The organism is Ectothiorhodospira variabilis (assembly GCF_022227625.1).
GTDB lineage: Bacteria > Pseudomonadota > Gammaproteobacteria > Ectothiorhodospirales > Ectothiorhodospiraceae > Ectothiorhodospira > Ectothiorhodospira haloalkaliphila.
Map to the genome: position 1 here is coordinate 127,836 of NZ_JAJNAO010000001.1, position 21,085 is coordinate 148,920.

The following is a 21,085-nucleotide window of genomic DNA, read 5'->3' on the forward strand; positions in this document are numbered from 1 at the left end:
CATCACGCTCAGCGTTTGCTCAGGGGAAGACCTTCGGATTGCCAGCCCAGCACACCACCGCGCAGATTGATGACCTTCTCGAAGCCATTCTTCACCAGGGTGTTGCAGGCCTGACCGGAGCGGGTGCCGCTCTCGCAGTAGACGATGACGGTCTTGTCCTTGTGCTTGGCAATCTCGCTCAGGCGATCCTTGAGTTTGGTAAGGGGGATATGGCGAGCGCCGGAGATCTTGCCGGTCTTGCGTGCCTCCGCCTCTTCGCGCACATCCAGCACCATGGAGTCGTCCTGGTTCATGGCGCGTACCGCCTCCTGCGGCCCCATCGCCTGGAATTTCTGGGTGAGGCGGGAAAACTCGATGTAGCCCAGGGCGCCGATGACGGCGGCCAGCAGGCCGAACAACAGGGGGTGGTTGGCAACAAACTCCAGGTACTGGTCCATGAATCGCTCGGGCTGGGTCAATCATTGGGAGGCCCGCATTCTGCCCCCTTGGGGCCCAGCGGGCAAGCCAGGAGGCTCAGGCAGACCGGCAGAAGACCTCCTGCATCATCCCGATCAGGCGCAGGGTGCGGCCATCACCCACCCGGTAATACACCCGATTGGCGTCCTTGCGGGCCGAGAGAATACCCTTGTCCCTCAGGATGGCCAGATGCTGTGAGATATTGCTCTGGGACGTACCCACATGATCCACGATCTCCTGCACACTCACCTCGCGGTCTCCGAGCACGCAGAGGATCTTGAGGCGCAACGGATGTGCCATGGCCTTGAGCGAACGCGAGGCGCGCTCGATATCCTCTTCCTTGTCCATGAGGTCAGAACGATCGGATGGCATGGGCCCTGCCCTGTTCACGGGCTCGGCGGCATTGTTGGCAACTGGAACCGGCGGCATCGGATATCTCGTATATTAGTAGTGGTTAATCCAATTATGATCTTTATCAAAAATATTTCAATGGGCAGGCGGTCAAGAGGCCTGTTCGGGGCGACCACACTCACCCTCCTGCTGGCCCTGCCCCCTGCTGCCGATGCCAACCAGACCGACTGGGAGCAGGCCCGCGAGCGCCTTCAGGAAGTGCAGCGGGAGATCGAAGAGGTTCGGGATGAACTGGAAAAGGCCCGTGGCCAACGGGGCGCCCTGGAGGCGCAACTGCGGGAGACCGAGCGCGCTGTCAGCCGTGCGTCGCGGGATCTGGCCGAAAGCGAGGCCGATCTGGAGAAAACCCGGGCGCGCCTGCGCACCCTGGAGACCCGCGCCCGGGAAGAGGAAGCGCGCCTGGAAAGCCATCGTGAGGCTCTCGCCCTGCAATTGCGGCGCGCCCATCAGGCCGGGCAGCAGGATCAGCTCAAGCTCATCCTCAATCAGGAGGATCCGGCCCGGCTGGAGCGCATGCTCACCTACTATCGTCACTTCAACGAGGCCCGTGGCGAGCGTATCCGTGAGGCCCGTGAGGCCCTGGCCGATCTGGCGCGCACCCGGCAGGCCCTGGACCAGGTCAGGGTGGAGCAGGCCCGGCAGCGGTCGGCCCGGCAACGCCTGCAAACCGAACTGGAAAGCCGCCGGGAGGAGCGATCCGAGGCCCTCGCCGCGCTGCAGGCGGACATCGACGCCGCCGGCCACACCCTCACCCAACTGGAAAGTGACCAACAGGCCCTGGAGGAATTGCTCCAGTCCCTGGATGAAGCATTGAGCGACATCCCCGACGAATCCCTGATGGACGAAGCCTTCGCCGATCATCGCGGCCAACTGCCCTACCCCGTCCGCGGCGAGATCCGGCATAGCTTCGGCACGGCCCGAGCCAGCGGCACCGGCCAGCGCTGGCGTGGCGTGGTGATCGCGGCTGACCGGGGGGATGCGGTCAAGGCCGTGCATCATGGGCGGGTGGCCTTCGCCGACTGGATGCGCGGGTTCGGCATGCTGTTGATCGTGGACCACGGTGACGGCTACATGACCCTGTACGGCCATAACGAAAGCCTGCACAAGTCTGCGGGCGACTGGGTGCGAAAAGGCGACATCATCGCCCGTGCCGGTGACAGCGGCACGGATGAGGCCCCTGGCGTGTATTTTGAGATACGCCACGACGGCCAACCCGTGAACCCCGCACGATGGTGCGACTCTAACGAGCGAATGGTAGGCTCTCGGTAACGGCGCATGCCAAACAAACCGTCTGGCCGATTGAGGCCCTAGCCCGACATATCGCGGATTCCTCGCGTGGCGGGACTGCAGTGGAGTAAAAGTATATGAAAACCCAAACCCGCGTGGGCGCAGGCCTGCTGATGGGCCTGATTCTGGGCGTGATGCTCAGCGTCTCGTTCGGCGTGGTCGCCGACAGAAAGGAAGCCGCACAGGCCGTCCCCCTGGAGGATCTGCGGGCATTCACGGATGTGTACATGCGCATCAAGCGCAATTATGTGGACGAGGTGGAGGACTCGGATCTGCTGCAAAATGCGATCCGGGGCATGTTGTCCGGGCTGGACCCCCATTCCACCTTCCTCAGCTCCGATGAATTCTCCGAGCTTCAAATCGGCACTCAAGGCGAATTCGGCGGACTGGGCCTGGAAGTGGGCATGGAGGATGGCTTCGTCAAGGTCATTTCCCCCATCGACGGCACCCCCGCGAGCCGTGCCGGCATGCAGGCCGGGGACCTGATCATCCGTCTGGACGACACCCCGGTGAAAGGGATGACCCTCAATGAGGCCGTCAACAAGATGCGCGGCCCCCGGGGCAGCGACATCACCCTGACCGTGGTCCGCGAAGGCCGCGAGGCCCCGTTCGAGGTGGAGATCACCCGGGACACCATCCGTGTGCAGAGTGTGCGCAGCGAGATGCTGGAACCCGGTTTCGGCTACCTGCGGGTAACCACCTTCCAGTCCCGCACCGCACAGATGCTGGTGGAAGAGGCGCGCAAGCTGCAAAAGGAAAGTGGCGGCCTCAAGGGCCTGGTGCTGGACCTGCGCAACAACCCGGGCGGCATCCTCAACGGTGCCGTGGGCGTATCCGACGCCTTCCTGAACGACGGCCTGATCGTCTACACCGAAGGCCGCGTCAAGGACTCCCAGTTCCGCTACACCGCCTCCCCGGGAGACGTGCTCAATGGCGCCCCCATGGTGGTGCTGGTGAACGCAGGTTCGGCATCGGCATCGGAAATCGTTGCCGGTGCCCTGCAGGACCATGAGCGGGCCATCATCATGGGCTCCTCCACCTTCGGCAAGGGCTCGGTGCAGACCATCCTGCCCCTGGAGAAGGGCCAGGCGCTCAAGCTGACCACGGCGCGTTACTACACTCCGTCGGGCCGCTCCATCCAGGCTGATGGCATCGAACCGGACATCAAGCTGGAGCAGATCACCCTGGCGGAATCCGGCGAGCCGACCGTACGACCGATCACGGAGGCTCAGTTGAATCGTCATCTGCGGGGTGCGGACCGTGACGCCGATGATGAGGACCGTGTCGAGGCCCGCGAATCCCTGGCACAGCGGGACTACCAGCTCTATGAGGCCCTGAACATGCTCAAGGGGCTGGACATCCTCCAGGCGCGCCGCTGAAGTGACGCGCCTGGCCGGGGCGAGCATGTTGGGCCTGCTGCTTTGGGCCCTGACGTTGACGGTCGCGGAGGCGGTGGCCGGGGATGACCCCAGGCCAGTGATCGCGATCATCATCGACGACCTGGGCAATGACCCGCGGGAAGCGCGTCGTACCGCCGCGCTTCCCGGCCCCATCACGGTGGCCGTGCTGCCCCACACCCCCCAGGCGCACAACGCAGCCATCTGGGCCCATGAGCATGGCCACGAGGTGATGCTGCACCTGCCCATGGAGGCCGACAACGGGCACGATCCCGGCCCCGGGGCCATCTTGCGGCACATGAATGAATACGAAACACGCGACACGGTTCGACTCGCCCTGGCCAGCGTCCCGCATGTGCGGGGCGTGAATAATCACATGGGCAGTCGTCTCTCCCGCGAGCCCCACCATCTGGCCTGGGTGATGGCCGAAGTGAGCGACACCGATCCAGCACTGTATTTCGTGGACAGCCGCACCCACGCAGAGACGCTCGTGCGTCATATCTCCACCTGGGCAGGCCTGCCCAGCACCCAGCGGGATGTCTTCCTGGACGCCCAGCCCCACGACGCCGATTTCGTTCGCAATCAGGTGAAGCTGCTGGGTCAATTGGCACGCATGCGCGGCCATGCGTTGGGCATTGGACACCCCTACCCGGCAACGCTGGAGGTGCTGGAGGCGATGCTGCCCGAACTGAAGGCTCAGGGTATCCGCCTGGTCACCGTCAGCGATTACCTCATACGCAAGCAGGAGGTGAAACAATGGCACGCGTCCTTATCCCCATCACCCACGGAAGCGAAGAAGTCGAAGCCGTCACCCTGATCGATCTGCTGCGCCGGGCCGACTTTCAGGTGGTGGTCGCCGGGCTGGAACCGGGCACGGTCACCTGCTCCCGAGGGGTGGTTCTCAAGCCCGACGTGCTCCTGGACGAGGTCCTGGACGACCCCTTTGATCTGGTCGTCCTGCCCGGTGGTCTGCCGGGTGCCAACCGTCTGGATGCCGATCCCCGCATCCATGCTCTCTTGCACCGTCTGCACGATGAAGGTCGCCTCGTGGGCGCCATCTGCGCTGCGCCCAAGGTGCTCGGCAGCGCCGGCTTGCTCAAGGGCCGCAACGCCACCGGTCATCCCTCAGTGGTGAAGACCCTGGACCTGCCCGACACCCGGTTCGCCGAGCAACCGGTGGTCGTGGATGGCAACATCGCCACCTCGCAAGGACCGGGAACGGCCATGGACTTCGCCCTGACGCTGATCGAACTGCTGGCGGGTGCCGACAAGCGTCGTGAGGTGGAGGGACCGCTGTGTCGGCCTGAATAGGGGCGCGGCATCCCTGCCTTTGGAAGGGTAATACTTGACAAGAATGCTCAGTCTTCTACATTAGGAACTGCTGATGCACCCCGGATCAGCTTGATTTCCATTTTGGAGGAGGCATGCGATGAGTGGTCTGATTCCCAACTTTCCGATGGATGGCGTGGTCACGGTCAACCGGGTGATCCTCAAGCCGCAGTACACCGTGGACGATCTGGAGGAGCGCGTGGCAGTACTCTGTGAAAACGTGAAGACCTACCACTCAGAAACCGGCTTCGTGGGTGGGTTCGTGGCTCTGAACAGCGGCAATGTGTCCAATGAAGGGTCCACGGTGGGTCAGGCGGTGGAAAGCCCGCTCAAGGGCAAGGAGGCGCTGATCATCACCTTCTGGAACACCTTCGAGGACCACGAGCGCTCCCATCGCAGCGAAACCTTCCAGCCCCTCTTCCAGGAAGTGCTGGACCTGTGCGAAAACGGCAACGAAGAGATCGCCTACGAGGTGCTGTGGTCGGGCGCGGCATACACCCCGGAAGAGGCCCGGGTCGCCCAGGAGGCAAAGTCGCAGCATGCGGCCTGAATCGCTCCCCTTGTCCCTCTGAGCAGGGGCGCTCACCGCTCGGCGGCGGGCACCATCTTGCAGCGCAGCGTAGCGGGGGCTATCGTGGGAGCACGTCCCCACACATGGTCTCTCTGGCATGCGCCTTTCGATGCTCGTCATCCTCATGGGCCTGTGCGTCCTTCCCGCACAGGCCCAGCCACCCGCCCCCCCACCGGATCACCGCCAGATGGTGGAGATGCCGGAATTGCAGCGTGAGTTACTACGACAGGAGATGCAGGAACACCTGATCGCCTATCAGCGAATCCTGGATCATCTGTCACGGGGCGAGATCGCCGAAGCCGGTGACTTTGCGGAGCAGACGATGGGCGTAAGCACCATGGGCAAGCACCGGGAAATCACCCAGGGCATGGGGCCCGGTCGCTTCATGCCGGCGGGCATGCGCCAGATGGCGTTCACGATGCATGAAACGGCTAGCGAATTTGCTCAGGTCGCCCAGGAAGAGGACATGCCGAAGGCCCTCAGGGCACTGCATGAACTCACATCCACCTGCGTGGGCTGTCACATGTCGTTTCGCACCCGCTGAGGCCGGCAAGTCCGGTGGCGGCCAGGTCAGGGGCCCCACCATAAAGCCCAACCGGACCGTGAGCACAAGCCGCCCGGATCCGTCTGCCCCCTACTCCACCGTCACCGATTTGGCCAGGTTGCGCGGCTGATCCACGTCGGTGCCCTTGAGGATGGCGGTGTGGTAGGAGAGCAGCTGCAGGGGTACGGTGTGGATGATGGCGGAGAGCCAGTCGTCCACGGGGGGGACGGCCAGGCTCTGGATGGAGTCGTCGCTGCCCAGGGCGGCCACATCGTCGGTGAAGACCATCAGGTGTCCGCCTCGGGCACGGACCTCTTCCAGGTTGGACTTGAGCTTTTCCAGCAGGTGATTGTTGGGTGCCACCACCACCACGGGCATGTCGGCGTCCACCAGGGCCAGAGGGCCGTGCTTGAGCTCGCCGGCGGGATAGGCCTCGGCGTGGATGTAGGAGATCTCCTTGAGCTTGAGGGCGCCTTCCAGGGCAATGGGGTAATGGCAGCCACGGCCCAGGAACAGGGCGTGGTGCTTGTCGGCCAGGCCCATGGCCAGGCGCTCGATGGGCGTGTCCAGGGCCAGCACCTTTTCCAGGGCGGCCGGCAGGGCGCGCAGTTGCTCGACGAATGACTGGGCCCGGGCGGGTGCCAGACCATGATGGCGCCCCAGGGAGAGCACCAGCAGGAACAGGGCCACCAGCTGGGTGGTGAAGGCCTTGGTGGAGGCCACGCCGATCTCCGGGCCGGCATGGGTCATGAGGACCATGTCGGATTCACGCACCAGTGAACTCTCCGGCACATTGCAGATGGCCAGGGAACCCAGATAATCATCCTCGCGGGCCTGTCGCAGGGCCGCCAGGGAATCGGCGGTCTCGCCGGACTGGGAGATGGTCACCAGCAGGCAGTCGGGTAGCACGGCGTGGCGCCGGTAGCGGAACTCACTGGCCACCTCGACCCGGCAGGGCAGGCCCAGCAAGCCCTCGATCCAGTAACTGGCCACCAGGCCAGCATGGTAGCTGGTGCCGCAGGCGAGGATCTGCACCGACTTCACCTGCGCCAGGATCTCCTCGGAACCCGGCCCCATGATGCCCTCCAGCACCCCATCGGGGGCGAGGCGACCTTCCAGGGTCTCGGCCACAGCGCGTGGCTGTTCGTGGATTTCCTTGAGCATGAAGTGACGGAAGCGGCCCCGGTCGGCGGCACCGGCCGTGAGCGAACTCTCCGTGACTGGCCGCTCCACGGCATGGCCCTGCGCGTCCAGAACCCGATGGCCATCCCGTCGCAGCTCGGCGATGTCGCCGTTCTCCAGGTACACGAAGCGTTGCGTCACCGGCAACATGGCCTGGATGTCCGAGGCGATGAAATGCTCGCCGATGCCCAGTCCGATGATCAATGGGCTGCCTTCGCGCACGGCGATCAGGCGATCGGGTTCGTCGCGGCTGATCACACCCAGGGCATAGGCGCCACTGAAATGCGCCGTGGCCCGCCGCACCGCCTCCAGGAGATCGTGACCCTGCTGGCAGTAGTCCATGATCTGGTGGGCGATGACTTCGGTGTCGGTGTCGGAGGTGAATTCAAAGCCCCGAGCCTTGAGGTCGTCCCGCAGGGCCTGGTAGTTCTCGATGATGCCGTTGTGGACCACAGCGATGCGCTCCCCGCTTAGATGGGGATGGGCGTTGCGCTCGGTGGGCCCCCCATGGGTCGCCCAGCGGGTGTGTGCGATGCCCAGGGTGCCGCTCAGGCCACTGCCAGCCACCCGTTGCGCCAGGGCTTCCACCTTGCCCACGGAGCGTTCCCGCTGCAGGCCACCCTCAGGGTCCATGACGACCATGCCGGCGGAGTCGTAGCCTCGGTATTCCAGGCGCCTGAGGCCTTCGATGAGGATGGGTTGGACATCACGTTGGGCGATGGCGCCGATGATTCCGCACATGGTGAATCCTTTTGTTTATGTCATCAGGGTGAGGGCCGATATGGCACTCCACCTCCCTCAACCGCCTTTCTTCGTCGGTCGCTGCCAATCCGTTCTCGTTTCCAACGGCGCGCGGGTCAGGGTCAGCTGTCCCGCCGGGGCATCGGCGTTGATGGTGGAACCGGCACCGATGGTGGCACCCTCGCCCACCGTGACCGGAGCCACCAGGGCCGTATTGGAGCCGATGAAGGCCCCATCGCCGATCACGGTGAGATGCTTGTTCGCACCATCATAGTTGCAGGTGATGGTCCCGGCGCCCACGTTAACGCCCCGGCCCACCTGGCTATCGCCCACGTAGCTCAGGTGGTTCACCTTGGACCCCTCGCCCACCCGGCTTTTCTTGATCTCGACAAAATTCCCCACGTGCACGCCGGCCGCCAGTTCCGTGCCGGGCCGGATGCGGGCAAAGGGGCCGATCCTGGCATCCGCCCCGATGGTGGCGTCCTCCAGGATGCAATGGGACTGAATGATCGTGCCCGGCCCCACGCTGACGTTGCGCAGCACGCAATGGGCGCCCACCTGGACACCCTCGCCCAGGGTGACATCGCCTTCCAGGATCACGTTGACGTCCAGGGTCACATCCTGCCCGGTAGAGAGGGTGCCCCGGATATCCAGACGCGCCGGATCACGCACCGAGACACCCCCCCGCATCAGGATTTCGGCCTGGCGACGCTGATAGGCACGCTCCAGGGCCGCCAGTTGCACCCGATCGTTGACGCCCTGGAACTGCTCGGGATCATCGGCCACCACCGCAGCCACCCGCACGCCATCCCCGGCCGCCAGTGAAATGCAATCGGTCAGGTAATATTCGCCCTGGGCATTGTTACGGTCCACCCGGCCCAGCCAGTCTTCCAGACGGCGGCGATAGGCCGCCATGAAGCCCGTGTTCACCTCGCGGATGGTCAGCTCATCGGCAGTGGCGTCCTTTTGTTCAACAATGCGTGCCGGTTGCCCCTTGGCGTCGCGCAGGATGCGTCCGTAACCGGTGGGGTCTTCCAGCATCATGGCCTGTACGGCCAGTTCATGGTCATCCAGGGCCCGCAGAAGCCGAGCCAGGCTCTCCTGAGCCACCAGGGGCACATCCCCATAGAGGACAAGAACACGGTCGTCCTGCCCGGCCTCAGGCAGGGCCTGGGCCACCGCATGCCCCGTGCCCAGTTGCTCGGTCTGCTCCACCCAGGTGACCGGGGCATCCGCCAGGGCCAGGCGAACCTGATCGCCCCCATGACCGTAGACGACAACAATCCGCTCGGGCGTCAGCGCCTGGGCGGTCTGGATGACATGCGCCAGCAAGGGCTGCCCAGCCAGAGGGTGCAGTACCTTGGGCAGGGCAGAGCGCATGCGCGTGCCCTGGCCGGCGGCGAGGATGATGACAGTGGTTGGGGTGCTCACCTGGGGGCCTTCCCGGTACATGTTCCAATAAGGTGGGGAAAGTCTACCGGAATGAACGGAGACGGGGGAACCGCCAGGGCCCGAAGACCGCCATCCGGGGCGCCAGAACGACAAAAGGCCCCTCTCCCGAAGGCGAAGGGCCTTTGTCGCGAACGGGAACCTGCCCCGCCCGGCCTTACTGCTTGTTACTGCTGTTACGCAGCTTCTGGATCATGCGCAGGCGTGCAGCCGCCTCAATCAGCTCCGACTGAGCCTTGGCATAGTCGAAGTCTGCCTTGCGGTTGGCCAGTGCATCCTCGGCACGCTGCTTGGCCTCCAGGGCCTCCGCCTCGTCCAGATCCTTGGCCCGGATGGCAGTATCCGCCAACACGGTCACCACGTGGGGCTGAACCTCCAGCACACCACCGGAAATGAAGATGTTGTGCTCCTCACCGGAGTCCGACACCTTCACCCGGATCTCGCCCGGCTTGAGCAGCGAGATGTACTGGGAGTGACGAGGCATGACACCCACCTCGCCATGTTCTGCCGGCGCCACCAGCATGTGAGCTGTTCCGGAGTAGATGGACTCCTCCGCACTCACAATATCGACGTGAAACGTCATGGACATGGTTGCCCCCGCTTACTTGTTGAGCTTCTCCGCCTTCTCGACGGCCTCTTCGATGCTGCCCACCATGTAGAAGGCCTGCTCCGGGAGGTGATCGTACTCGCCGTCGACGATGGCCTGGAAGCCATTGATCGTGTCCTTGAGGGACACGTACTTGCCGGGCGAGCCGGTGAACACTTCCGCCACAAAGAAGGGCTGGGACAGGAAGCGCTGGATCTTGCGAGCCCGGGACACCACCTGCTTGTCTTCCTCGGACAGCTCATCCATACCCAGGATGGCAATGATGTCCTTGAGTTCCTTATAGCGCTGCAGGGTGTTCTGCACGGCACGGGCCGTATCGTAGTGCTCCTGACCGATGATCAGCGGGTCCAGCTGACGACTGGTGGAGTCCAGGGGATCCACCGCCGGGTAGATGCCCAGCTCGGCAATCTGACGGGACAGCACCACCGTGGCGTCCAGGTGAGCAAAGGTGGTGGCCGGAGAGGGATCGGTCAAGTCATCCGCAGGCACGTAAACGGCCTGGATGGAGGTGATGGAGCCCTTCTTGGTGGAGGTGATACGCTCCTGAAGAACACCCATTTCCTCAGCCAGGGTCGGCTGGTAACCCACTGCGGAGGGCATACGACCCAGCAGTGCGGACACCTCGGTACCGGCCAGGGTGTAACGGTAGATGTTGTCGATGAACATCAGCACGTCACGGCCTTCGTCACGGAAGTATTCCGCCATGGTCAGGCCGGTCAGCGCGACGCGCAGACGGTTGCCCGGGGGCTCGTTCATCTGGCCATAGACCAGGGCCACCTTGTCCAGCACGTTGGAGTCCTTCATCTCATGGTAGAAGTCGTTCCCCTCACGGGTACGCTCCCCCACACCGGCGAACACGGAGTAACCGGAGTGTTCGATGGCGATGTTACGGATCAGCTCCATCATGTTCACGGTCTTGCCCACGCCGGCACCGCCGAACAGGCCCACCTTGCCGCCCTTGGCGAACGGGCAAAGCAGGTCGATCACCTTGATGCCGGTCTCCAGCAGGTCGGTGGAACCGGCCTGTTCTTCGTAGCTGGGTGCCGCACGGTGGATGGACCAGGAGTCTTCCGCCTTCACGTCGCCGGCGTTGTCCACCGGCTTGCCCAGCACGTCCATGATCCGGCCCAGGGTGCCCTTGCCCACCGGCACGGTGATGGCCTTGCCGGTGTTGGAGACATTGATGCCACGGCGCAGGCCGTCCGTTGTACCCATGGCGATGGTCCGCACCACACCGTCACCCAGCTGCTGCTGAACTTCCAGGGTGAGGCCGACCTCTTCCACCATGAGGGCATCGTAGATCTTGGGCACGGCGTCACGGGGGAACTCTACGTCCACCACCGCGCCGATAATTTCAACGATGTTTCCAGCACTCATGTTGATAATCCTCTAGTCTTTCGAATCTTGAACCGGGGTCGGCCTCAAACCGCAGCGGCGCCGCCGACGATCTCGGAGATCTCCTGGGTGATGGCTGCCTGGCGTGCCTTGTTGTACACCAGCTGCAGTTCATCAATGAGATCCCCGGCGTTGTCGGTGGCCGACTTCATTGCCACCATCCGGGCTGCCATTTCACAGGCCACGTTTTCGACCACCGCCTGGTAGATTACGGACTCGATGTAACGGGTCAGCAGGGTGTCCAGCACGGGCACGGTATCCGGCTCGTAGATGTAGTCCCAGTGATGCTTGAGTTGGTCCTCGCCAGCGGGCTCGATGGGCAGCAGGGTCGTGACCTTGGGCTTCTGGCTCATGGTGTTCACGAACTCGTTTTCCACCAGCAGCAGCCGGTCGATCCGACCCTCGTCATAGGCCTCGAGCATCACCTTGATGGTGCCGATCAGGTCGTTGAGACGGGGCTTGTCGCCCAGGTTGGCCGTATTGGCCACCACATTGCCACCCATGCGACGGAAGAACCCGAGGGCCTTGCTGCCGATCAGGCACAAATCGATCTCCACGTCCTGTTCCCGCCACTCGCGCATCTGCTGCACGGTCTTCTTGAACAGGTTGATGTTCAGACCGCCGCACAGCCCCCGGTCGGTGGACACCACAATGATGCCCACACGCTTGACGTCCCGCTCTTCCAGATACGGATGCCGGTATTCCGCGTTGGCCATGGCCACATGGCCGATCACCTGCCGGATCTTTTCCGCGTAGGGGCGGGTTTCCAGCATGCGATCCTGCGCCCTGCGCATTTTGCTGGCGGCCACCATCTCCATGGCTTTGGTGATCTTCTGAGTATTCTTGATACTCTTGATCTGGCCGCGGATCTCTTTTGCGCCTGCCATAAGTCAGCCCCCGATTACCAGCTGTGATTTGCCTTGAAGTCATCAAGAGCGGCCTTCATGCCGGACTTGATGTCGTCGCCGAAATCACCCGTCTCGTTGATATTGTCCAGGAGTTCCTTCTGGCTCGAGCGCAGGTAATCGTGCAGGGCGTGTTCAAAGTCCACGACCTTCTTGTCTTCCACGTCGTCCAGGTAGCCTTCCTCGGCGGCGAACAGCGAGAAGGCCATCTCACCGATGGACAGCGGCGCGTACTGCTTCTGCTTCATGAGCTCCATGACGCGCTGGCCGCGTTCCAACTGCTTGCGGGTGGCTTCGTCCAGGTCGGAAGCAAACTGCGAGAAGGCTGCCAGCTCACGATACTGAGCCAGTGCCAGACGCACACCGCCACCCAGCTTCTTGATGATCTTGGTCTGCGCCGAACCCCCCACACGAGACACCGACAGACCCGCGTTGATGGCCGGTCGGATACCTGCATTGAACAGGTCCGTTTCCAGGAAGATCTGGCCGTCGGTGATGGAGATCACGTTGGTCGGCACAAAGGCAGACACGTCACCGGCCTGGGTCTCGATGATGGGCAGGGCGGTCAGCGAACCGGTCTTGCCCTTCACCTTGCCGTTGGTGAACTTCTCCACGTATTCCGCATTCACGCGGGAAGAGCGCTCCAGCAGGCGGGAGTGCAGGTAGAACACGTCACCGGGGTAGGCTTCACGACCCGGCGGACGACGCAGCAGCAGGGACACCTGACGATAGGCCCAGGCCTGCTTGGTGAGGTCATCATAGATGATCAGGGCATCTTCACCCCGGTCACGGAAGTACTCGCCCATGGCGCAACCGGCGTAAGGGGCAATGTACTGCATGGCGGCGGATTCAGAAGCGGTGGCCGCGACGATGATGGTGTGCTCCATCGCGCCATGCTCTTCCAGCTTGCGCACCACGCTGGCAATGGAAGAGGCCTTCTGCCCCACTGCCACGTAGATGCACTTAATGCCGCTGCCTTTCTGGTTGATGATGGCATCCACGGCCACGGCGGTCTTGCCGGTCTGGCGGTCGCCGATGATCAGCTCACGCTGACCACGACCCACTGGCACCATGGCATCCACAGCCTTCAGACCGGTCTGCACCGGCTGATCCACGGACTGGCGTTCGATCACGCCCGGGGCAATCTTCTCGATGGGAGCCGTCCCATCGGATTCAATGCTGCCCTTGCCATCCACCGGCATGCCCAGGGAGTTCACCACACGGCCCAGCAGGGCCTCGCCTACCGGCACTTCCAGGATGCGACCGGTGCACTTGGCGGTGTCGCCTTCCTTGATGTGCTTGTAATCACCCAGAATAACGGCGCCCACGGAATCACGCTCAAGGTTGAGCGCCAGGCCATAGGTGTCGCCGGGGAATTCGATCATTTCGCCCTGCATGACATCGGCCAGACCGTGCAGTCGGCAGATACCATCGGACAAACTGACCACGGTGCCCTCGGTGCGAGCCTCGGCCGCCGATTCGTAGCTTTTGATACGCTGGCTGATCAGTTCACTGATTTCAGACGGGTTGAGTTGCATAGTTCGAAATCCTCTTAGCTCGAATCCTCTTAGCGGCTCAGACTACTGGCCAGGCGCGACAAGCGCCCTCGGACCGAGCCATCGATGACCAGGTCTCCCGCGCGGATGATGGCGCCGCCGATGAGGCTGTCGTCCACCTGGCAGACCAGATCCACGTCACGCCCGAGGCGCTTTTTCAGCGCGTCGGCGATCGCCTTTTTCTGATCCGCATCCACATCCTGCGCGGAGAACACCGTGGCTTCCACCTTGCGTTCTGCTTCCGCCTTCATGGTCTCGAAGAGCCGGGCGATCTCGGGCAGTAGCGGCAAACGGTCATTCTCCGCCAAGAGGCGCAGGAAGTTGCGTCCACCATCATCCACCTTGCCTTCGCAGGTCTCGAGGAAGGCCTTGGCCATCGTCTCGCGGGTGATTTTGGGGCTATCGAGGAACTCGCTCATCTTCGCGTCGCTGGCGACAGCGGACATGAAAGCGAGTTGATCGGACCAGCCAGCCAGATTGCCGGCGTCCTTTGCGACCTCGAACGCCGCCTTGGCGTAGGGCCTTGCGGCCGTGGTTTTTTCAGACATGGCGGCTCACCTAGATCTGGCTCACCAGGTCTTTGATCACCTGATTGTGGGCTTTGGCGTCGACTTCCTTCTTCAGGATGCGCTCGGCACCAGTGACCGCCAGCGTACCCACCTGCTTGCGCAGTTCTTCGCGGGCACGATTGACCTCCTGCTCGATCTCGGAGTGAGCGGATTCCTTGATGCGGTCGGCTTCCTGGCGAGCGGTATCCTTGGAGGATTCAACGATTTCGTTGGCGCGCTTTTGAGCCGTGGCGACGATTTCCGCAGCCTGCTGCTTGGCTTCCTGAAGGACCTTCTTGGCCCTGTCTTCGGCAAGCTGCTGCTCATGCTTGCCGCGCTCGGCGGCCGCCAGGCCATCGGCGATCTCTTTCTGACGCTCTTTCATCGCCTTGATGATGGGGGGCCACACATACTTCATGGTGACCCACACCAACAGGGCGAAGGTGATCATCTGACCGAGCAGCGTGAGATTGATATTCACGTTGCTACCTCCCCTAGAGACGGTTGTATCGGGTGGACTGCGCGATAAGGCATCCGCGCTTTAACCGGTCACCGCGCCCAGGAAGGGGTTAGCAAAGGTGAAGAACAGGGCCAGACCCACACCGATCATGGTCACGGCGTCGAGCAGACCGGCAACGATGAACATCTTCACCTGCAGCATGGGGACCATCTCAGGCTGACGCGCAGCGCCTTCCAGGAAACGACCACCCAGCAGACCGAAGCCGATTGCGGTACCGAGTGCACCCAAACCCAGAATCAGACCCACAGCGATGGCGGTCATGCCCTGAACGTTAGCGATGGCGAGTTCCATAACTTCCTCCAGAAAGTTTAAAAGTCAAAGGTTACAAAGAACAGCTTGGGGTGAATCCACCCCGAGCCGTCGAAGGCGGCCCGGGGTGCCGTTCGTCAATGATCTTCGTGGGCCATGCTCAGGTACACGATGGTGAGCACCATGAAGATGAACGCCTGCAAGGTGATGATCAGCAACTTGAACAGCGACCAGGGCAGACCCAGCGACCACTGGATGTACCAGGGCAGCAGGGCAATCAGGGTGAAGATCAGGCCGCCAGCATACATGTTGCCGAAGAGTCGCAGTGAGAGAGAAACCGGCTTGGCGATCTCTTCCACCACCTTGAGGACCAGATTGAAGGGCATCAGCCACTTACCGAAGGGGTGCAGGAGCATTTCCTTGGCGAAACCTGCACCGCCCTTGATATGGATGCTGTAGTAGATGATCAGGCCGAACACCGCCAGGGACATGCCGAAGGTGGCATTGATGTCCGAGGTGGGGTTGATGCGCATGTATTCAAGGCCAACCGCGTGGGCCAGATAGGGAATCAGATCGTAGGGGAGCAGCTTGAGCAGATTCATGAGGAAAATCCACACGAACAGCGTCAGCGCCAGCGGGGCGATCAGGTTGCTACGGCCATGGAAGGTGTCTTTCACCTGCTGATCCACGAAGCCGACAATGATCTCCACGAGATTCTGAAGGTTGCCCGGCACGCCTTGAGTGACGTATTTGGCGGCTTGCATGAAGATGAAGAGGAACAGACCACCCATGGCCAGGGAGAAGAACATGGTATCCAGATGGATGGACCAGAACGACTCCGGGTTGCCCAGGGTCAAATGCCCGAGGTGGTGCTTGATGTAGTCTCCAGCAGACTCGTATTCCATTGACATGGTGTTCGCTCGCTTTTACTCGTTTGCGCCGGACATCACCGGCAGCAGGGCCAGCCAAAAGGCCATGAGTCCGGCCATGTAAGTCAGAAACATGGGCAGGAACTCAACCTCCAGCCACACGATTGCGACCACAAACAGGGCCACAGTCAGGAAGATTTTCTGGGTCTCCCCGGCATAGAAACTTCTTACGATGGTTTTTGCCGGCCGCCCCCTGCGGCCGGAAAAGACGCGGAACGCAAAATACGCTGTCGAGATGAAGCTGATCAAGCCACCCACCAGGGCAGCCCACGCCGTATCCGATCCACCCGCCAGATAGCCGCCCAGATAACCCAGGCCAGCGACCAGCAACTGCAGGCCAAGTATCAGCTTGGTTGCCCGATTCCAGAGTCTTGCCTGGGCGAGCGGATATTGGGTCATGTCGTCAATCGGTGCTTCACCTTGTTTTTTCGGCGCTCCGGAAGACCGCGCACCGATGACAGCAGCGCGGCATTATAAGAGTCCGCTAACGGGCGGTCAACGCTGGAATTGACAAACACGAGGTTTGATGACCCACTAATTAATGTGGCCAAGGATGCCATCCAGCTCATCCAGGCTGTTGTACTGGATGACAAGCTTGCCCCGCCCGCGGGTATTGTACTGGATATTCACCCGTGCCCCGAGCCGATCGGAAAGCTCGGATTCCAGGCGTTCCACGTCCGGGTTACGCGGGGGCCTGGTATTGTCGGGGGTCTTTTCCTGCTCGTTGAGCAGGGATTGCACCAGACGCTCGGTCTCGCGCACGGACAACCCCTTGTCGGCCACACGGCGCGCGGCATCCACCTGCACCGGCCCCACCAAGGACAGCAATGCCCGGGCATGCCCCATCTCCAGACGCCCTTCGTCCACCAGGGTCTTGACCGGCTCCTCCAGCTCCTGCAGGCGCAGCAGGTTGGTGACACTGGTGCGTGAGCGCCCCACGGACTCTGCCGCCTGCTGATGAGTGAGGCCAAACTCATCGATGAGCCGGTGCAGGGCGTTGGCCTCCTCCAGGGGGTTGAGATCTTCCCGCTGGATGTTCTCGATCAGAGCCATGGCGGCCGCCGCACGATCCGGGATGTCGCGCACCACGGCGGGTATCTCGTGCAGACCGACCATCTGCGCCGCCCGCCAGCGGCGCTCGCCGGCCACCAGCTCGAATCCCTCCTCCACCGGCCGGACAACCACCGGCTGCACCATGCCCTGGGCACGGATGGAGTTGGCCAGCTCCTCCAGCGCCTCGGGCTGGATGTTCATGCGGGGCTGGTAGCGGCCACGACGGATCTGCTCCACCGGCACCTGCCGCAGGTCGGAAGGGTCATCCCTTTCATGTCCGGCCTGGCTGGCGCTGGAAAGCAATACATCCAGGCCGCGACCCAGTCCCGATTTTCTTCTTGCCATGATGCTGTTCACCCGAAAGTAAGGGGCTGCAAAGCGGATGGGACGCCCCATGCGGCGGGCACCCCGGTCCCGGCGGGCGCAGACACTCAAGCCACGCCCGGGACATTCTCCGGGGCCGTGGGCCGGCCTTCACGACGCAGGATCTCGCCGGCCAGGGCCAGGTAGGCCAGGGCCCCGCGAGAGGACTTATCATACAGGATGACCGGCAGGCCATGGCTGGGCGCCTCCGCCAGACGAATATTGCGCGGAATCACGGTGCGATACACCCGGTCCCCGAAGTGCTGGGTGAGCTGTTCGCTCACTTCGGTGGACAGGTTGTTGCGTGGATCGAACATGGTGCGCAGCAAGCCATGGATCTGCAGTTCATGATTGACCGATTCCCGGATGCTGTCGATGGTCTGTACCAGGGCCGAGAGCCCTTCCAGGGCGTAATACTCGCACTGCATGGGGATGATCACGCCATGGGCCGCCACCAGAGCGTTGACGGTGAGCATGTTCAGCGAGGGCGGGCAATCAATGATGATGAAGTCGTAGTCCTCCTGAACACCGGCCAGCGCCTCCTGCAGGCGATACTCCCGACGCAGGGCCGTCATCAGGTTCACTTCGGCCACGGTCAGGTCGCTGTTGGAAGGCATCAGGCTGTAACCCACGGCCTCCATCTTCATGATGGTATCGGCAGCCGATGCACGCTTCATCAGGACATCACAGGCGCTGTGGGAGAGGTCGTACTTGTCGGCACCACTGCCCATGGTGGCATTGCCCTGCGGGTCCAGGTCGATCAGGAGCACGCGCCGCCGGGCAGCCGCCAGGGAGGCAGCCAGGTTGATGCTGGTGGTGGTCTTGCCGACACCGCCTTTCTGGTTGGCCACGGCGATAATTCTGACCATGTCTCAGGAATCCTTTTTGATTTCGACCAGATGCCGCACGGCAGACAAGCCGGGCACCCGGAGCGAATGGGTCGCCACCACGGACCAGCCAGCGGGCAGCCCTTCGGGGTCATTGTCGGCGTCGCGGCCCTTCATGGCGAGCAACTGCCCCCCGGGGCCGCACAGATGGCCGGCCACACGCGTGAACGTGCCGGTGGCGGAGAATGCGCGGCTGATGACTGTATCAAAGCCCTGGTCCGGACGGTAGTTTTCCACTCGGGAATGGACCACCTCCACATTGCCAAGACCCAGCTCCATGACCACCTGACGCAGGAATCGGGTCTTCTTGATCCCTGAGTCCAGCAGCACGAACTGCCAGTCAGGCCGGGTCAGTGCCAGCGGAATGCCCGGCAGCCCCGGCCCCGTGCCCACATCCAGGATGCGCGGCCCGCGCGCATGGGGCAGTGCGGCCAGGGAATCCAGCAGATGGACATTGACCATATCCCTGGGGTCGCGCACGGCGGTGAGGTTGTAGGCCTTGTTCCAGCGAGTGAGCAGGGAGACATAGGCCAGCAGGGGCGTTTTCAGATCGGCATCCAGCCCCAGCTGGCCCAGCCCCCGGGCCAGGCGTTCTCCCACATGGGGTGGAAAGGGATGGACGGCATCGTGGGCGAGGCGGGTGGAATCAGGCACTGCGTTTGAGACTCATGGATTGTTTCTTGAGGTGCACCAGCAGCAGGGAGACGGCAGCGGGCGTCACGCCGGGGATGCGCGAGGCCTGTCCCACGGTGGCCGGTCGGTGTTCCGCCAGTTTCTGACGCACCTCGTGGGAGAGGCCGGCCACGGCCTGGTAGTCCAGATTCTCGGGCAGGGCGGTGTCTTCCAGGCGACGTGAACGCGCCACTTCGTCCTTCTGGCGCTCGATGTAGCCGGCGTATTTCACCTGGATCTCCACCTGCTCGGCCACCCGCGGGTCTTGCACTGGCGGGCCGGCGTCCGCCAGGGCAGTGAGTTCGGCGTAGCCAACGCCGGGGCGGCGCAGCAGTTCCAGCAGGGAGCAGTCCCGGGTCAGCGCCCCCCCGAACAGCGCCTGCGCCTGATCTTCGGGCACACGACCGGGTTTGAGTGTGACCCGCTCCAGCCGGGCGGTCTCGCGCTCGATGGCCTCGCGTTTGGCGGCAAAGGCGGCCCAGCGTGCGCCATCCACCACGCCCAGCTCACGACCTGCCGGGGTAAGGCGCAGGTCGGCATTGTCCTCGCGCAGGGTGAGGCGGTATTCGGCACGACTGGTGAACATGCGGTAGGGCTCGCCGGTGCCGCGGGTGATGAGGTCATCGATCATCACGCCGATGTAGGCTTCGTCCCGGCGTGGGCACCAGGCATCCTGGTCGCGCACGCGCCGGGCGGCATTGATACCGGCCACGAGCCCCTGGGCTCCGGCCTCTTCGTAGCCGGTGGTGCCGTTGATCTGGCCAGCGAAGAACAGCCCCTGCACGGCACGGGTTTCCAGGCTGGGCTTGAGGTCGCGGGGGTCGAAGAAGTCGTATTCGATGGCGTAGCCGGGCCGGATGATGTGGGCCTGCTCGAAGCCTTCAATGGAGCGCACCACCTGGATCTGGACGTCGAACGGCAGGCTGGTGGAGATGCCGTTGGGGTAGATCTCGTGGGTATCCAGGCCTTCGGGTTCGATGAAGATCTGGTGGCGTTCCTTGTCGGCGAAGCGCACGACCTTGTCTTCGATGGAGGGGCAATAGCGGGGCCCGATGCCTTCGATGACGCCGCTGTACATGGGGGAGCGGTGCAGGTTGTCGCGGATGATGTCCAGGGTGCGCGGGGTGGTCCAGGTGATGTGGCAGCTGATCTGACGCGGGTGTTCGGCGGCGCTGCCGATGAAGGAGAACACGGGCGTGGGGTTGTCGCCGGGTTGTTCGCTCACTCGGTTGAAGTCGATGCTGCGGGCATCCAGGCGCGGCGGGGTGCCGGTCTTGAGACGACCCACACGCGGTGCCAGTTCGCGCAGGCGTTGGGCCAGACGGGTGGCGGGGGGATCGCCGGCGCGGCCTCCTGCGTGGTTGGCCTCGCCCACGTGGATGCGACCGGCCAGGAAGGTGCCGACGGTGAGCACCACTGAGGGGGCCATGAAGTGCAGGCCGCCCTGGGTGATGACGCCGGTGACGCGTTCGCCTTCGATGATGAGGTCGTCCACGGCCTGCTGGAAGAGTTGCAGATTGGGCTGGTTTTCGACGCCATGGCGCACGGCGGCCTTGTAGAGGCTGCGGTCGGCCTGGGCGCGGGTGGCGCGCACGGCGGGGCCCTTGCGGCTGTTGAGGGTGCGGAACTGGATGCCGCCCTGGTCGGCGGCTCGTGCCATGAGGCCGCCGAGGGCGTCGATTTCCTTGACCAGGTGGCCTTTGCCGATGCCGCCGATGGCGGGGTTGCAGCTCATCTGGCCGATGGTGTCGATGTTGTGGGTGAGCAGCAGGGTGTTGCAGCCCATGCGGGTGGCCGCCAGGGCCGCCTCGGTCCCGGCATGTCCGCCGCCGACGACGATGACGTCGTATTGAGCCTGGTAGTGCATGGTTGAGGGCCGGGGTTGGGATATTTCTTTAGTTTAACCGTTTGAGGGGTTGGGTGCAGGGGATCGTGGGTGGTTTGGCTGGGGCATTGGCTTCCTTGGATGGGGGGGGGCATTTCCTTCGTTCAGCATTGGGGGCGCCCCTTTGGGGAGGGTAAGGCTGTTCGCGG

23 protein-coding genes are annotated in these 21,085 nt (G+C 63.2%); 6 read left to right on the forward strand and 17 right to left on the reverse strand.

Annotated features, from left to right (window positions below; genetic code table 11):
- Positions 1-8: 8 nt before the first annotated feature.
- Both LPW30_RS00590 and LPW30_RS00595 read right to left on the reverse strand, forming a co-directional pair.
- Entirely contained in the window at positions 9-437 is a 429-nt protein-coding gene (locus LPW30_RS00590; protein WP_025283059.1) for a rhodanese-like domain-containing protein, read from the reverse strand.
- Between the two features lie 76 nt (positions 438-513).
- Entirely contained in the window at positions 514-828 is a 315-nt protein-coding gene (locus LPW30_RS00595) for an ArsR/SmtB family transcription factor (protein WP_025283060.1), read from the reverse strand.
- 93 nt (positions 829-921) lie between these two features.
- Between LPW30_RS00595 and LPW30_RS00600 the strand changes: the two genes are divergently transcribed.
- From LPW30_RS00600 to LPW30_RS00625, 6 genes are all read left to right on the forward strand, one after another.
- Entirely contained in the window at positions 922-2,136 is a 1,215-nt protein-coding gene (locus LPW30_RS00600) for a murein hydrolase activator EnvC family protein (RefSeq protein ID WP_239679820.1), read from the forward strand.
- 95 nt (positions 2,137-2,231) lie between these two features.
- A complete protein-coding gene (locus LPW30_RS00605; protein WP_025283062.1) occupies positions 2,232-3,533 on the forward strand; it encodes a S41 family peptidase in 1,302 nt (433 codons plus the stop codon).
- A 25-nt stretch (positions 3,534-3,558) separates the two neighbouring features.
- Positions 3,559-4,368 (forward strand): divergent polysaccharide deacetylase family protein, encoded by an 810-nt coding sequence (locus tag LPW30_RS00610; RefSeq protein WP_025283063.1) that lies wholly within the window; start codon positions 3,559-3,561, stop codon positions 4,366-4,368.
- Entirely contained in the window at positions 4,308-4,862 is a 555-nt protein-coding gene (locus LPW30_RS00615) for a DJ-1 family glyoxalase III (protein WP_025283064.1), read from the forward strand. The genes LPW30_RS00610 and LPW30_RS00615 overlap by 61 nt, the downstream gene beginning before the upstream one ends.
- 118 nt (positions 4,863-4,980) lie before the next feature.
- Positions 4,981-5,430 carry a ligand-binding protein SH3 gene (locus tag LPW30_RS00620; RefSeq protein ID WP_238623984.1) on the forward strand — a complete coding sequence of 150 codons (450 nt, stop codon included), beginning with the start codon at positions 4,981-4,983 and terminating at the stop codon, positions 5,428-5,430.
- 118 nt (positions 5,431-5,548) lie between these two features.
- A complete protein-coding gene (locus LPW30_RS00625) occupies positions 5,549-5,995 on the forward strand; it encodes a cytochrome c (protein ID WP_025283066.1) in 447 nt (148 codons plus the stop codon).
- A 90-nt stretch (positions 5,996-6,085) separates the two neighbouring features.
- On the opposite strand, the gene glmS is transcribed toward LPW30_RS00625, so the two are convergent.
- The 15 genes from glmS to mnmG form a co-directional block, all read right to left on the reverse strand.
- Positions 6,086-7,918, reverse strand: coding sequence for a glutamine--fructose-6-phosphate transaminase (isomerizing) (gene glmS, locus LPW30_RS00630; RefSeq protein ID WP_239679821.1), 1,833 nt, complete (start codon positions 7,916-7,918; stop codon positions 6,086-6,088).
- A 57-nt stretch (positions 7,919-7,975) separates the two neighbouring features.
- Positions 7,976-9,349, reverse strand: coding sequence for a bifunctional UDP-N-acetylglucosamine diphosphorylase/glucosamine-1-phosphate N-acetyltransferase GlmU (glmU, locus tag LPW30_RS00635; RefSeq protein ID WP_239679822.1), 1,374 nt, complete (start codon positions 9,347-9,349; stop codon positions 7,976-7,978).
- 175 nt (positions 9,350-9,524) lie between these two features.
- Positions 9,525-9,956, reverse strand: coding sequence for a F0F1 ATP synthase subunit epsilon (locus tag LPW30_RS00640; protein ID WP_025283068.1), 432 nt, complete (start codon positions 9,954-9,956; stop codon positions 9,525-9,527).
- A 12-nt stretch (positions 9,957-9,968) separates the two neighbouring features.
- On the reverse strand, positions 9,969-11,351 hold the full coding sequence (gene atpD, locus LPW30_RS00645; protein WP_025283069.1) for a F0F1 ATP synthase subunit beta: 1,383 nt from the start codon (positions 11,349-11,351) through the stop codon (positions 9,969-9,971).
- Between the two features lie 44 nt (positions 11,352-11,395).
- Positions 11,396-12,256, reverse strand: coding sequence for a F0F1 ATP synthase subunit gamma (atpG, locus tag LPW30_RS00650; RefSeq protein WP_025283070.1), 861 nt, complete (start codon positions 12,254-12,256; stop codon positions 11,396-11,398).
- Positions 12,257-12,270: 14 nt separating this feature from the next.
- Positions 12,271-13,812, reverse strand: a complete 1,542-nt coding sequence (atpA, locus tag LPW30_RS00655) for a F0F1 ATP synthase subunit alpha (protein WP_239679823.1) — start codon at positions 13,810-13,812, stop codon at positions 12,271-12,273.
- Positions 13,813-13,841: 29 nt separating this feature from the next.
- Complete coding sequence (locus tag LPW30_RS00660) at positions 13,842-14,378, reverse strand: F0F1 ATP synthase subunit delta (protein WP_025283072.1); 537 nt, start codon at positions 14,376-14,378, stop codon at positions 13,842-13,844.
- 10 nt (positions 14,379-14,388) lie between these two features.
- Positions 14,389-14,859, reverse strand: coding sequence for a F0F1 ATP synthase subunit B (locus tag LPW30_RS00665; protein ID WP_025283073.1), 471 nt, complete (start codon positions 14,857-14,859; stop codon positions 14,389-14,391).
- Between the two features lie 60 nt (positions 14,860-14,919).
- The gene (gene atpE / locus LPW30_RS00670) at positions 14,920-15,189 is read right to left on the reverse strand and encodes a F0F1 ATP synthase subunit C (protein WP_025283074.1); all 270 of its coding nucleotides are present in this window, start codon (positions 15,187-15,189) and stop codon (positions 14,920-14,922) included.
- A gap of 95 nt (positions 15,190-15,284) precedes the next feature.
- Complete coding sequence (atpB, locus tag LPW30_RS00675; RefSeq protein ID WP_025283075.1) at positions 15,285-16,058, reverse strand: F0F1 ATP synthase subunit A; 774 nt, start codon at positions 16,056-16,058, stop codon at positions 15,285-15,287.
- A gap of 15 nt (positions 16,059-16,073) precedes the next feature.
- Positions 16,074-16,475, reverse strand: a complete 402-nt coding sequence (locus LPW30_RS00680; RefSeq protein ID WP_025283076.1) for an ATP synthase subunit I — start codon at positions 16,473-16,475, stop codon at positions 16,074-16,076.
- 135 nt (positions 16,476-16,610) lie between these two features.
- Positions 16,611-17,474, reverse strand: coding sequence for a ParB/RepB/Spo0J family partition protein (locus LPW30_RS00685; RefSeq protein ID WP_238623987.1), 864 nt, complete (start codon positions 17,472-17,474; stop codon positions 16,611-16,613).
- An 86-nt stretch (positions 17,475-17,560) separates the two neighbouring features.
- Positions 17,561-18,361, reverse strand: coding sequence for a ParA family protein (locus LPW30_RS00690; protein ID WP_025283078.1), 801 nt, complete (start codon positions 18,359-18,361; stop codon positions 17,561-17,563).
- A gap of 3 nt (positions 18,362-18,364) precedes the next feature.
- Positions 18,365-19,033: a 16S rRNA (guanine(527)-N(7))-methyltransferase RsmG gene (rsmG, locus tag LPW30_RS00695; RefSeq protein WP_420797703.1), complete on the reverse strand. Its 669-nt coding sequence runs from the start codon at positions 19,031-19,033 to the stop codon at positions 18,365-18,367.
- Positions 19,026-20,918, reverse strand: coding sequence for a tRNA uridine-5-carboxymethylaminomethyl(34) synthesis enzyme MnmG (gene mnmG / locus LPW30_RS00700; RefSeq protein ID WP_239679824.1), 1,893 nt, complete (start codon positions 20,916-20,918; stop codon positions 19,026-19,028). The genes rsmG and mnmG overlap by 8 nt, the downstream gene beginning before the upstream one ends.
- Positions 20,919-21,085 lie beyond the last annotated feature (167 nt).

Coding starts and splice junctions, on each gene's coding strand:
- LPW30_RS00590 (WP_025283059.1), bottom strand. CDS start 437: ATGGACCAGTACCTGGAGTTTGTTGCCAACCACCCCCTGTTGTTCGGC.
- LPW30_RS00595 (WP_025283060.1), bottom strand. CDS start 828: ATGCCATCCGATCGTTCTGACCTCATGGACAAGGAAGAGGATATCGAG.
- LPW30_RS00600 (WP_239679820.1), top strand. CDS start 922: ATGATCTTTATCAAAAATATTTCAATGGGCAGGCGGTCAAGAGGCCTG.
- LPW30_RS00605 (WP_025283062.1), top strand. CDS start 2,232: ATGAAAACCCAAACCCGCGTGGGCGCAGGCCTGCTGATGGGCCTGATT.
- LPW30_RS00610 (WP_025283063.1), top strand. CDS start 3,559: ATGTTGGGCCTGCTGCTTTGGGCCCTGACGTTGACGGTCGCGGAGGCG.
- LPW30_RS00615 (WP_025283064.1), top strand. CDS start 4,308: ATGGCACGCGTCCTTATCCCCATCACCCACGGAAGCGAAGAAGTCGAA.
- LPW30_RS00620 (WP_238623984.1), top strand. CDS start 4,981: ATGAGTGGTCTGATTCCCAACTTTCCGATGGATGGCGTGGTCACGGTC.
- LPW30_RS00625 (WP_025283066.1), top strand. CDS start 5,549: ATGCGCCTTTCGATGCTCGTCATCCTCATGGGCCTGTGCGTCCTTCCC.
- glmS (WP_239679821.1), bottom strand. CDS start 7,918: ATGTGCGGAATCATCGGCGCCATCGCCCAACGTGATGTCCAACCCATC.
- LPW30_RS00640 (WP_025283068.1), bottom strand. CDS start 9,956: ATGTCCATGACGTTTCACGTCGATATTGTGAGTGCGGAGGAGTCCATC.
- atpD (WP_025283069.1), bottom strand. CDS start 11,351: ATGAGTGCTGGAAACATCGTTGAAATTATCGGCGCGGTGGTGGACGTA.
- atpG (WP_025283070.1), bottom strand. CDS start 12,256: ATGGCAGGCGCAAAAGAGATCCGCGGCCAGATCAAGAGTATCAAGAAT.
- atpA (WP_239679823.1), bottom strand. CDS start 13,812: ATGCAACTCAACCCGTCTGAAATCAGTGAACTGATCAGCCAGCGTATC.
- LPW30_RS00660 (WP_025283072.1), bottom strand. CDS start 14,378: ATGTCTGAAAAAACCACGGCCGCAAGGCCCTACGCCAAGGCGGCGTTC.
- atpE (WP_025283074.1), bottom strand. CDS start 15,189: ATGGAACTCGCCATCGCTAACGTTCAGGGCATGACCGCCATCGCTGTG.
- atpB (WP_025283075.1), bottom strand. CDS start 16,058: ATGTCAATGGAATACGAGTCTGCTGGAGACTACATCAAGCACCACCTC.
- LPW30_RS00680 (WP_025283076.1), bottom strand. CDS start 16,475: ATGACCCAATATCCGCTCGCCCAGGCAAGACTCTGGAATCGGGCAACC.
- LPW30_RS00685 (WP_238623987.1), bottom strand. CDS start 17,474: ATGGCAAGAAGAAAATCGGGACTGGGTCGCGGCCTGGATGTATTGCTT.
- LPW30_RS00690 (WP_025283078.1), bottom strand. CDS start 18,361: ATGGTCAGAATTATCGCCGTGGCCAACCAGAAAGGCGGTGTCGGCAAG.
- mnmG (WP_239679824.1), bottom strand. CDS start 20,918: ATGCACTACCAGGCTCAATACGACGTCATCGTCGTCGGCGGCGGACAT.